Annotated in this window: 4 protein-coding genes and 4 pseudogenes; 2 read left to right on the top strand and 6 right to left on the bottom strand. The window is 55.0% G+C overall.

Annotated elements, in window-relative coordinates; genetic code table 11:
* Positions 1-15: 15 nt before the first annotated feature.
* The 3 genes and pseudogenes from QMK51_RS28980 to QMK51_RS13530 all read right to left on the bottom strand — a co-directional run bounded on the left by QMK51_RS28980 (position 16) and on the right by QMK51_RS13530 (position 3,566).
* A pseudogene (locus QMK51_RS28980) lies at positions 16-546 on the bottom strand (iron-containing redox enzyme family protein).
* A 706-nt stretch (positions 547-1,252) separates the two neighbouring features.
* Positions 1,253-1,713 (bottom strand): annotated as a pseudogene (locus QMK51_RS13535) (tyrosine-type recombinase/integrase); the annotation flags it as partial.
* 800 nt (positions 1,714-2,513) lie between these two features.
* A complete protein-coding gene (locus QMK51_RS13530) occupies positions 2,514-3,566 on the bottom strand; it encodes an alpha/beta hydrolase family protein (RefSeq protein ID WP_223490085.1) in 1,053 nt (350 codons plus the stop codon).
* Between the two features lie 292 nt (positions 3,567-3,858).
* Here QMK51_RS13530 and QMK51_RS13525 point away from each other — a divergent pair.
* Positions 3,859-4,542, top strand: a pseudogene (locus QMK51_RS13525) (transposase); the annotation flags it as partial.
* 204 nt (positions 4,543-4,746) lie between these two features.
* Here the strand turns inward: QMK51_RS13525 and QMK51_RS13520 are convergent.
* Both QMK51_RS13520 and QMK51_RS13515 read right to left on the bottom strand, forming a co-directional pair.
* Complete coding sequence (locus QMK51_RS13520) at positions 4,747-9,135, bottom strand: response regulator (protein ID WP_320394393.1); 4,389 nt, start codon at positions 9,133-9,135, stop codon at positions 4,747-4,749.
* A gap of 43 nt (positions 9,136-9,178) precedes the next feature.
* Positions 9,179-10,336, bottom strand: a complete 1,158-nt coding sequence (locus QMK51_RS13515) for a two-component system response regulator (protein WP_320394392.1) — start codon at positions 10,334-10,336, stop codon at positions 9,179-9,181.
* 428 nt (positions 10,337-10,764) lie between these two features.
* On the opposite strand from QMK51_RS13515, the gene QMK51_RS13510 reads away from it, so the two are divergent.
* On the top strand, positions 10,765-11,091 hold the full coding sequence (locus QMK51_RS13510; RefSeq protein ID WP_320394391.1) for a hypothetical protein: 327 nt from the start codon (positions 10,765-10,767) through the stop codon (positions 11,089-11,091).
* 790 nt (positions 11,092-11,881) lie between these two features.
* On the opposite strand, the pseudogene QMK51_RS13505 reads toward QMK51_RS13510, so the two are convergent.
* Positions 11,882-11,986 (bottom strand): annotated as a pseudogene (locus QMK51_RS13505) (DUF159 family protein); the annotation flags it as partial.
* Positions 11,987-12,089 lie beyond the last annotated feature (103 nt).

Raw genomic sequence — 12,089 nt, 5'->3', positions numbered from 1 at the left:
TATGTTTCTTGACGTCTAAGCCCGCGACTTTACTATTTTCAGTAGGTCATCATAATAGGCCGCACAGGTATCCAATCTCAACTGCGCGCCAAAATAGAATTCATCAAGGGCTTCGGCCTTGCGCGTAGCCAAAGTCGTCACCACATTGTTCAGCCACCCCTGAGCATGAATAACATCGATCTGAATATGTTCTCGATAATAAGAAGTGTCCTGTTTGCGCAGCCCCAATCGCTCACAACCTTGAACAAGCTTTTCATATTGAGAAGGGCCTAGCAACTCAGTCATCGTCAACAAGCCAATCAGCTTATAATAGTGCTGATGATTTACAGCACCCAGCATGAAAGCATTAAATCCAGCCGAGCCTTACCAGTGATACAGTGATGTAAAGTGATCTTCCGGTAATGGAATACCTCTTCGCACCAGTAAATTCTTATATAAATCAACATGTGTCAGGTGATCGCTGCCATGCCCGATCTCATCCCACAGATTTCGTGCAATTTCCCCTCTAGCACTTAGCCCTGAGCCGTGAAGAGCCATAGCTAAGATGTCAAAAAAAGTGCAAATTTAAAGTACTAACACTTTTAAAAAAGTAGCAAAGCTGTTGCTCATTCGCTTCCAAGGCGAGATAGTCGAATATCTCATGCCGTGACGCCCTGTGAGACAGGCAGATCTACTTCAGAAAGCTGGAAAAATCCCTCCCATAATCAATACCATTTCTTGCCACTTGCATTTTTTTCTTTCTCAATCCAATGACGCTCGATGAGGGATTCTGATCCGAATCAAAGTAGGGTTTAATTGATTAATTGATGCTGGCGACATCGGAGTGACCGAGTGCTAACGATACATCTCGAACAAGATTGAGTTAATCGCCGTCTTACTTGCTTAGCATCCTTTCGAAAATGCTAACTCGATGCTCTGTGTAGTGAGCTCTATCAGAGTTACTTCGCGAGCTTTATTTTGCGAGAAAAAACCGTCCAAATCAGATATCTGAATCAGATCCATGATCTGTTCATCAAGGAGTTTGTTTGGCAATGCGGGGACGAGGGGCGGGGAACTTCCATGATAAAAGCGCTCATTTAAAATCCTTTCTAAAATAAGTTGGAAAACGATAAGCGATACAGACATGTATCGCAATACAATTTTTTTATTTTCTCTTGATAATTTTGTAAATAGTTGATTTGTAAAGTTTTTAAGGAAAAAGCATCCTTGGCACGGAAAGCAAAGAAACGGCCGAGGGTCCGCTTGGCCTCCCTCAGATCATAAGTATCGAGATCAGCAATCGCGCGAGCACCGATAAACGGGAACACATAGTTACTCAGACGGTTGAACACATTTTTGGAATGGTCGGGTGTCCATCTGGCCGACATGTTCTTGTGCCAGTCCAACGCAACGCTTTCAAAAGTACGGCCGTTAACAGCATCTTCCGTTTTGGCTTTACGCTTGTTCTCGACGGGATCAATGCCGTCTGCGAGCATCCGCTTCGCATCTAAACGCTTCTGGCGAGCTTCGGCCAGGCCAATCACGGGATAGCTGCCGAGGGAGGTCAACCCCCTCCCGGCCGTCAGGCTTTACATACCTGAGACGCCAGCCTTTACGGCCATTGGGTTGAATTAGGAGATAGAGACCGTCGCCATCGAAAAGCTTGTAGGGACGGCCCGTTGGCCTTGCTAAACGGCAAGCAGCGTCGGTAAGCGCAGCCGTTGTGCGCGACATAAGGGTATCATCCTTAATCACGAACCAAAGACTACCCCTAACTCTACCCTCTAAATGACTGGATTCCAGAAGAATGGACGAGAATCCGACGGAATGCTAAAACGAAAAAACCCGCCAGAAGGCAGGTTTTTCAAGGCTTCCAAAGAACTTAAAAGCGCTCAGTGAAATGTAAGATGGTGCCCGAAGCCGGAATCGAACCGGCACGCCCTTACGAGCGGGGGATTTTAAGTCCATACATTTCTATCTATAAATCATATCCTTAGGATGATTATTTTTCCGCGGCTCACCAATTTTCTGCCCGTTTAAAGCCAGTAAAATCAGCGCCTAAAAATAAATTTCGGAATGAACTACGCGCTGTCGGGATACCCGCATTGGGCTAAGGCAAGGCAGACTGACTTCTGTCTGTAGAGTAGGTTTTGCTAGCGCAAGCTAGTCTCCTCGCATCACGCACTCACGGACCATACCCATGTCAGATAACTCTGAAGCGTAGCCACAGCAGACGCTCTCACACTGCTGCATAATCAGCACGCTATATGTGCAGCCATTGAAGAACTGACAACGTATCTGTCTGAAAATGCTGGGAATGTGGCCGATAACGCAATGGCGGCAATGGAAACGCTTGATACCAATGCGCGAAGCATCACTGACGCCATCACGCGGCTGCGGCATTAATAGGAACGGCAGTAATCGTCCGAGGCTGTGTAAAAACGTTTTTGATCGTAATAGGTGGTTGGATTCGACACAAAAATTGCGCTCCTACGCAAATTTCAGGTCTGCTGAGTTGCCGAGTGCCAGCAATCCTAGAGCTCCACTTTGTTGTTCGCGGACTGCGTCAAAAACTCGGTGATCAGTGATGTAACCTGCTGTTGGATTACCTCGCGCGGGCGAGCATTGTCGCCATCCCCGCAAATGATGCCATCGCCAGGAATGTCCTCTTCGAGCAATGCCACTGCACCTGGTTTGCAAATCGACAAGAAGCTGAAATGGCTGGCGTCACTTATCTCGACATAGCGGCTGGACGCTTGGGGCAGGCGTGTGGCCAGGTTGGCGGACTCCAACTGAGCAGGCAGTTCCACCGATGGTGCGCCGGCAGCGATAACTAGCACCGGCACCGGCAGTGCCGCAAGGCTCTCATCTGTCATCCCGCGCGAGAGTCCCAGATCCAAAGAAACCACAGCGGTGACGCGTTGATCGCGCAAATCGCCGGCCAGACCAGCCTTTAATGCCGGAGTACTCTCAGGGTTGATCTTTTGATAATTGGTGCAACTGGATAACTGCGGATGGAGTTTGCAGTCACGGGCAAACAGGGCCGGGTCGAAACGAGCGCCGGCGATCTCCATTGCAGTCCAGCCGCCGAGTGAATGGCCCACTACAGCAATTTGACGCTTTGTGACCACGCCAAATTTTTCAGGTTGAGTGGTGACCGCCTCAATGGCCCGATGCAGGTCAATGGGCCGCTGCCATAACTGCGCCGCCGCTTGCGGGCTTCGATCATGGGTCGTGGTGCCGGGGTGGTTGACCGCTGCGACAATGTAACCCTTATGGGCCAATGCACTCGCCAACCAGTTTTGATTGTTCCAATTGCCTCTGAATCCATGGGAGAGCACCACCAATGGGTGCTCGCCAGCAGAGGGTGGCGCGTTGCGAACCGCAGAAGCACCGACAAACACCACATCGTCACCGATCAACTGTGGGGTCACGGTCGTTGTACTGGGATACCAGACGACCATCTCCAGCGGACGCTCATTGTATGGGTCCGGCAGGGTGTAGGATTGGAAGCCGACAGAGTTGACGTCAGCGAGAGCGCTGGTCGTCAGACAGGTTAAAAGCAGAGCGCCGAGAGCTGTTTTCAATGGGTTGTCTTCCTTGATTTAGATAGGGTTCAGAACCTGGAACCCACCGATAGCGTGCATCACATCTCGCAAATTATAGAAATCCTGCGCCGTGAGCAGGTGAATCTGCACCGACATTAAAGCCGATACTCCGACTGACATGTATAGTTTTCGTTATCTGCATTGACCGGTCAGCAGCCGGGCTTTCGGGGTAAGTCCGAAGGGCCGCTATTGGCCGATTCTGTTGAAAAAGTAGCTCCCCTGTCTGGCCTGCGGCAAAATCTTCGCACCAGCCGGCAGGGAAGCACGCAGCATGATGGGACAGTTATCGAGTGGGCAGGAACGGCTGTTTTACTCGTTCAACCTTGAAGATCACATCCCAGCCAATCACCTTCTGCGCAGCATTGATCGGTGTCTCGATCTGAGCGACCTGCGCCATCACCTCGCCGATTTCTATAGCCCGATCGGGCGTCCGTCGATTGATCCTGAACTGATGATTCGCATGCTGATCGTCGGCTATTGCTACGGCATTTGCTCAGAGGGGCGGTTGTGCGAAGAAGCCCATTTGAATCTGGCGTATCGCTGGTTCTGCCGGTTAAGCCTTGAAGATGAAGTCCCCAATCACTCGACCTTTTCCAAAAATAGACACGGCCGTTTTCGGGACAGCGATCTCTTTCGCTGGTTGTTCAATGAAGTGCTGCGTCGTTGCATGGACGCAGGCTTGGTCAAAGGTGAAGGATTTGCCGTGGACGCCAGCATCATCAAAGCGGATGCCAGCCGGCAGCGCGGTGTACCGGGTGATGAACAGGTCAACTGGAGCGATCCGGCCCTGAGCACCCGCGCCGTGCGTGAGTATCTTGAGGCACTCGATGAAGAGGCTCTGGCCGAAACGCTACCGAAGCGCCTGTCGCTGACTGATCCTCAAGCCCGCTGGACCGCAGCTCCAGGTGACCCAGCGTTCTACGCTTACTCCACGAATTATCTGATCGATACCGAGCAACCTCAAATTAACCCGATAACAGAGCAGCAACGGTCAACGAAGGGCCTAGAAACCACTCAATGTGGTGAGTAGGTTCTCCGGTGGTAGCCATGCCTGGGTTCAGGCGATCTGAAAATCCGACTTTTTCAACAGAATCGACCCAAACCAGCCAGTCGGTCTCTAGCTACCAGAAGAGGTCAGTAGCTCCTTTCCTGGCAAAACTCAGCAGTCCTGCAACAGTTCCAGGGCGCGATCAAAATCGAACAGCTCCACCTGCTCCGCGACCAGAGCCAGACGCTTGGCCAAAGCCCGATCGAGTGACAGATTGCGCAGCTCGGTAAGCGCGTCCATGGCTGCAGTGTCGCTTTCGGCCAACAGACCTTTGAGCCTGTTCAACTGCTCGTTCAACTCGGAGCCATCCTGCAGGCCCTCGCCCATCGATACCGGGGCGTTTCCGGCCAGGGCGGCCAGGGCGGCCAAGGCAGCCAACGTCGGCAGCAGGCAACGCTCGACCTCCGTCGCCAGGTCATGTACCACTCGAGCGGGCTCGCCGTTCTGGCAGGCCTGCTCCAGGGCAGCGGCGGCCTGCGCTACGGCCCTGGCACCGATGTTGCCGGCCGTGCCGCGCAGGCTGTGAGCCACACGTCCGGCCGCGCTATTATCCGAGTCGGCCAGTGCGGCCTGGAATTGCTCGGCAAAACCTGTCTGAGTGTCGCGAAACTTGCAGAGCAGGCGCAGATAGAGTTCTCGCCGGCCCATACAGGTCGCTAGGCCGACAACCATATCAATGCCCTCAAGACGGCCCGGCAGTCCATCCGACAGGCCTACATTTGGCGATGCTGGAGCATCCTGTGGCCTGATCCATTTTGCCAGTGTGGCGAACATGTCATCGACATTGAGTGGCTTGGATATATGGTCGTTCATGCCACTGCTCAGGGCTCGCTCGCGATCACCGTCCATGGCATTGGCGGTCATGGCGATCACCGGTAAAGCATTAAAGCTCGGCTGTTGGCGAATCCTCTGGGTGGCGGTGTAGCCGTCCATCACCGGCATTTGGCAATCCATCAGCACGCCGTCGAAGCGGCCATCCTCGGTCAGGATGTCCAGAGCCTCCTGGCCGTGCCTGGCCAGTCGCAGCTTTATTCCGACACTCTCCAACAGCTCGCAGGCCAGTTCCTGATTCAGCTCGTTGTCTTCTACCAGCAGCAGCCGGGCCCCATTCAGGCTGGCTATGGTGCTGGCATTCTGTTGGGAGCGTTCACCGGCCCGAGTATCGCCCTGCGGGCCTTTACGCAGCACCACACCGATGGCTTCGAGCAAAGAGGACGGGGTTACTGGCTTGGTCAGCACCACCGGTAACTGGACGCCCTGGCGCTCGGCTTCCTCGCGTGCCTCTTCGCGGCCAAAGGCGGTGACCATGATGACCGACGGCGTATGCGTCAGGCTGGCGGAATGCATTCTACTCACGGCTTCTATGCCATCCATGCCAGGCATCCGCCAGTCCATCAGCACCAGATCGTAGGGCAGCACCTTATGTTCGGCATCGGCCAGCATGTGCAGCGCCAGGCTACCGTTCTCCGCGACATCCACCTCCAGGCCGAAGCTGCGCGCCAGGCCCGAGAGGATTTCACGAGCACTAGCGTTGTCGTCCACTACCAGCACCCGCATACCCAGCAGTTCGTCGGCCTTGAACATGCGACGCGGCTGAACGCCTTGCTGCACGCCAATGCGTACCTGGAAATGGAACGTGGAGCCGACCCCTGGCTCGCTCTCAACCCAAATGTGGCCGTCCATCAGCTCCACCAACTTCTTCGAGATGGACAAGCCCAGCCCGGTGCCACCGTACTTGCGCGTGGTCGAGCTGTCGGCCTGACTAAACGACTGAAACATGCGCGAACACTGCTCGACGGTCATGCCGATGCCAGTGTCGCGCACCCAGAAATGCAGCTGCACGCGCTCCTCGTGCGTGCCAATTTCTTCCACGCCGACCACAATCTCGCCGCGCTCGGTGAATTTGGCAGCGTTGTTGCCTAGGTTGATCAGCACTTGACCCAGGCGCAAGGGGTCTCCGAGCAGTGCGGTGGGTAACTCAGGCTGGGTCTGGAACAACAACTCCAGGCCCTTGTCCTCGGTCTTGAGGCCGATCATGGCGGCGAAGCTGTCGAGTACGTCCTCCAGGCGGAAGGGGGTTTGTTCGAGGTTCATCCTGCCGGCCTCGATCTTGGAGAAGTCGAGGATGTCGTTGATGATCCCCAGCAGGTTCTCCGCCGAGCGGTGCACCTTTTCAATGTAGTTGCGTTGGCGATTATCCAGTTCGGTACGCAGCGCCAAGTGGCTCATGCCGATGATGGCGTTCATTGGCGTGCGGATCTCGTGGCTCATGTTGGCGAGGAACTCGCTTTTGGCCTGGGTCGCGTCCTCGGCCGCCGCCCTTGCCTCTGCCAGTGCAGTCACATCGATGTTGATGCCGGTTGCGCGCAATGGCTTGCCGTCAGGCGTGCGTGAGAATCGGTTGAGCGATTTGAACGTGCGCACCAGCCCATCGTTTTGCCGCACGATGCGGAAGTCGAACTCGACGCGATCATCGTCACTTTGGACTGCGCTCTCGAACGTACGACTGATACTCGCCACGTCATCGGGATGCACCAACGCCTTCCAGTGCTCCAGAGTGCCACCGAATCCGCCAGGCTCAAGCCCGAACAGCGCTTCGAGCTGTGGCGTCCAATAGTTTTTACCGCTGACCAGGTCAACGTCGAATAGACCGATGTCCCCGGCCTCTTGCGCCAGATTCAGGCGATCACTGGCAGTACGTAGCTTGGCCTCCATCGCCCTGCGCTCACTCACGTCGCGCACCGAGGCACAAACACAGACGCCACGCCCCTCCAAGCGGGGCAGATGGGACAGACCAATTTCCACGGAGAACAGACTGCCGTCCTTGCGTACGCCGTGCAGGTCATTCAAGTCGCCGCCCATCTGCCGGGTTCCACCGCTGGCAATGAACCCGTCGCGTAGCCGAACATGCCGCTCGCGGGCCGCCTGCGGCACCAGACGCTCGATGCTGGCACTGATCAGTTCGCCGTGTTCGTAGCCAAACAGGGCATCCATCTGCGGGTTGGTCATCAGGATGTGGCCGTCGGCGCCCAGCACCAGCATGCCGTCCGGTGCCGCCTCGATAATGCCGCGGTACCACGCCTCGGTGGCGCGCAGTGCCGTCTGCTGAGCCTCCAGCTCCTGGGCCTGGAGTTCCAGTTTCTGGGCCTGGGCACCCATTTCGTCAGCCTGGCGACGAGTTTCCTGCAGCAGCGCCTGGGCCGCCTCGCTGCGCTCCATAATGGCCATGGCACCGGCCAGCCTCGGTAGCACTTCCTGCAGCAGCAATGCCTCATTCTCTTCCAACGGGCGAAAGCCGGCCATTTCCACAACCCCGAGCAGACGCTCGCCACGCAGCACAGGCTGAACCAGCAGATGGCTGGCAGGGGCTTCGCCCAACTGCGCGCGCACACGCCAGAACTGCTCAGGCAGATCGTTGAGCTGGCGGGGTTGGCGATCCAGTGCACACTGGCCAAGTAGCCCTTCACCGAGTTCCAGCTCAGCACGCAGTGGGTGCTCACTGTCCGCCGCATAACCACCCAGCAATTGCAGGCGTGGCGCACCGTCATAGAGAACGTACAGCGCCCCCTGACACATACCCAGCTGTGGCGCGATGCGGCAAAAGAAAGCCTGGGCCAACTGCTGCGGCGTCTCCGCCTGTTGCAGATCCACTTGCAGGAGCGAGGCATGGGCTTTGACCCAGCGCTGGCGCTCAAGTTGACAAGCCTCCAGTTGCAGCGTGGCGATGGCGCGCGCCAGGTCACCGGTTTCGTTGCGCAGATCGGTGTGAGGGATCTGACTGTCCAACTTGCCGGATGCCAGCTCGTCAACCGCCGCGCGTACGCGGTTCAGCGGCACGCGGATGGAGCGGCTGACCAGCCAGGTCAGCAGCAAGGCCAGCGTCGAACCGCCCAGCAGCAATACGTAAGTGATCGTGCTGCTGCGTTGAGCATACTCGGCCAGACTCTTCGCCGTATCGTGGATGTCGGCTTCTTTGTTTTTCTCTATCTGGATGAGCAGCTCGTCGCTTTCCTGCTCCAGCGCGAGAAATTCCTTACTGTTGAGCAACATCAACGCCTGACCTAGGGAACCCTTGCCGACCAACTCCAGCGCTTCATCGCCATTTTTTTGCAGGCGCTGCAATACCACCTCAAACGCCAACAAGCTGTTGAGGCTGCTCTGTCGCCGCAGCGTTGGACGAACCTGCTCCAGGGCCTCGTGCAGACGCTCCTGAGCGACGGCCATCTGGGCTCTGGCGCTGATGCGGATGTCCGCGTTGCTGGTAGCGACGGCGCGTTGCAGTGCCAGCAACAGATGCGGCAGCTGCACCCGAACCTCCTGCACATGCTGGATACCGACCAGATCCTGCTGGTACAACTGCTGCATTTCGTACCTGAGTGAATACTGGGTGCGTAGGCTTTGCACGCCCAGCATCAGGATCAATATCAGCAACGCAGCGAAGCCGATGATCAATTTGCTGCGCAGAGACAAGCGCTCGAGCAGCTCGAACAGTCTGTTCATATACCGCCTCGTTTAGCTTGATGTGCAGAATGATGCAAAGGGCTCAGGGCTGCTCAGCGATCTGCTCAAGTGAGGCCAACTGCTTGGCCATGTCCTGGTCGCTATCGGCGAACCGCGCGGCAATTTCCCGGAACCGCTCGGCATTGGCCAGAAAGGCGTCGCAGATGTCTGGGTCGAAATGCGAACCGCAACCTTCGCGGATAATTTCCACCGCTTGCTCATGGGGCATGCCGGGCTTGTACACGCGGCGGCTGATCAGCGCATCGTAGACATCCGCCACGGCCATCAAACGGGCGCTGATGGGGATATCGTCGGTGGCCACGCCTTGCGGATAGCCACTGCCATCCCATTTTTCCTGGTGCCCGTAGGCGATTTCCTTGGCCAGAAGAAGGAAGTCGACGCCTATCCCCAACTGATCCTCGGCGTGCTGGATGGCATCGCGCCCCAATGTAGTGTGAGTCTTCATGATCTCGAACTCCTGCGGGGTGAGACGTCCCGGCTTGAGCAGGATGCGATCGGGAATGCCGATCTTGCCGATATCGTGCAGCGGTGCCGACTTGAACAGCAGCTTGATAGTTTCCTCGTCGAGGAAGTGGCGGAAACGTGGATGCTCGCGCAGCAGCTCGGCCAGCAGTTTGATGTAGTGCTGGGTACGACGAATGTGGTTGCCGGTTTCGTTGTCGCGGGTTTCGGCCAGCGATGCCATGGCGTGGATGGTGACGTCCTGGATGGCGGTCACCTCGCGGGTGCGGCGCTGCACCTCCTGCTCCAGAAATTCGTTCTTGTCACGCAGGAAATCCGCAGCCGCCTTGACCTTGATCTGGGTCGCGACCCTGGCCATGAGTACCGGGGGGATAATCGGTTTGGTGATGTAGTCCGCAGCGCCCAGGCTCAGGCCGCGAATCTCGTCCTCGGTGGCAGCCATGGCGGTAAGGAAAATGATCGGAATGTGGCGAGTGCGGTTGTCAAGTTTGAGCTGCTCGGCAACGTCGTAGCCGGACAGGCCCGGCATCATGATGTCCAGCAGGATCAGGTCGGGAAGTGGGTCGCCCTGGAGAAGACGCAACGCTTTCTCGCCGCTGTTGGCTGCCTTGACCCGATATCTGTCCTTGAGCAACTCGGTTATCAACATCAGGTTGTCGGGGGTGTCGTCGACCACCAGAACGGTGGCTGATGGATAAACGTTCTGCATGCTATCCATGGGTGTTGGCTCCCTTGCCTGATAATTAAGGAGAGGCCACACCTACGCCATTCCCTTGCTGGCAAGCGTAGCTAGAAAATCTGCAATCGCTAGGAGAAAGTCGGAGGCTTATGGGGGTCCGCTTCTGGCCGATTTCTCCCCCTCGTGACAGGCAGAAATCGGCTGTGGTCATTCGACTGGTGCCGTCATCTCCTCGGTATCGGCCAACCTCCTCAGAGCGCTCACCACGAATACACCTACGACCCTTATGGCCAGTCCAACAGCGGGAGTTCTTGGACGAACAACTGCTGAGGTTATCGCGAATATTGTTGCTACTGCTTCGGTAGTCGCAGACCGTGTCTATAATTGGGTGTGATAGGAAAGGCTGCCTGGAATGCAACTTCCTCAGGTAAATACGATTGTGATAAATGATTGCATGAGAATGTATCATGAGCGAGACAGATGAAATTATCCGTGAATTTGCCTTACAGAGAATTGCGAACATCTTCAACATCCCCGTGGACTCTCTTAACAAAGAGGCGGTATTTGGGAATGATTTGAAAGCTAGCCGCCCTCCTGGTCTATTTAATCCGAATGAATACGATAAAGCTGAAGGCGATATTCTCGATGTATGTGACAGAGAAACATATAAAGCAATAAGCTCTGGCAATTTAACCATTCGCACTATTGGCGACTATTGCGACCACATGATTAAATGCCACAAGAAAAAACCAAAGGATGTTATTCAGACATTGAAGATAACCCCACCCAGCTAACAAAATATTGGGGAGGTGTGACAGAAGGCGTATATACTCTGGATAATTCTACAGCTGATACTTGTGCGGCGTGTATTTATATCAACTGCAATGGCTTTCGTACCAAAGCGCGTGCTCAACCACAGTAGTGTGATCGTTAGGGCGAAAATCATGATTCTCATCAGATCTGTATGTGCTCGCTCCCTGACCTTCTTGGTCTTGTTGTTCGGACTTGGATTGGGATGTGTACCATTCTCTCAGGCTTCGGTGTACGGAAACTGCCCTCCCGAGATGACTAGCCGAGCAGGGTCTTTGTTAGTTGATGCGCGCGTAGATTGGTCTTCCCTTTTTAAGCATCAGAGAGTCTTCGCTTCTTGTGATGATGGTGAGCTTGGCGAAGGCTACTCTGAAGCCGTGGCGAACCTCTTCGCCCAAAGATGGGATCAGCTTGGTACATTTGTCGCACTTGCAAAAACACACCCTGACTTTCAAAATTGGGCGATACGACATATCGATGCGACTGTCTCAGATGATGACCTGAATAGGATTATATTAAATTCCAATACATGCATTAATAATGCAGCGGTGGCAAAATTTTGCAGGGTTATTCGGCAGAGTGCTGCAAATGCCTTGATGGAATCCGCACGGATGCGACGATAAAATTTTGGGGATAGGTTCTATGCCTATGTCAAAGACAACCCATTAAATTATGCTGACCAATTTGGTCGCTATCCGCCAAGTATTGATCGACAGCTTTGGGTTGATTGCGGGTCTTCGCGAAAAGCGGAAATCGGCCAAAAGCGACCAGCTAGGGCTGTTTCTTTGGCCCGCCCTCATTCACCCATTCAAACCAGTTGTTGATCGCGATGATTGCTCGGTGCGGCCAGAGAGCTTTGAGGAATAGGCCATGGGCTACTAGAGTGATAACTTTGAAGGTGAGGACCTTACCTATTCAAACTGTCCGCATTAAAGCTAATAGATGAGAGCAAGGACTGCGGATAAAAATATAAAATTTGAGT

This window comes from Pseudomonas sp. P9_31 (assembly GCF_034008235.1).
Classification (GTDB): domain Bacteria; phylum Pseudomonadota; class Gammaproteobacteria; order Pseudomonadales; family Pseudomonadaceae; genus Aquipseudomonas.
The sequence above is the reverse complement of the archived record's forward strand: the minus strand, read 5'-3'. Positions and strand labels throughout refer to the sequence as shown.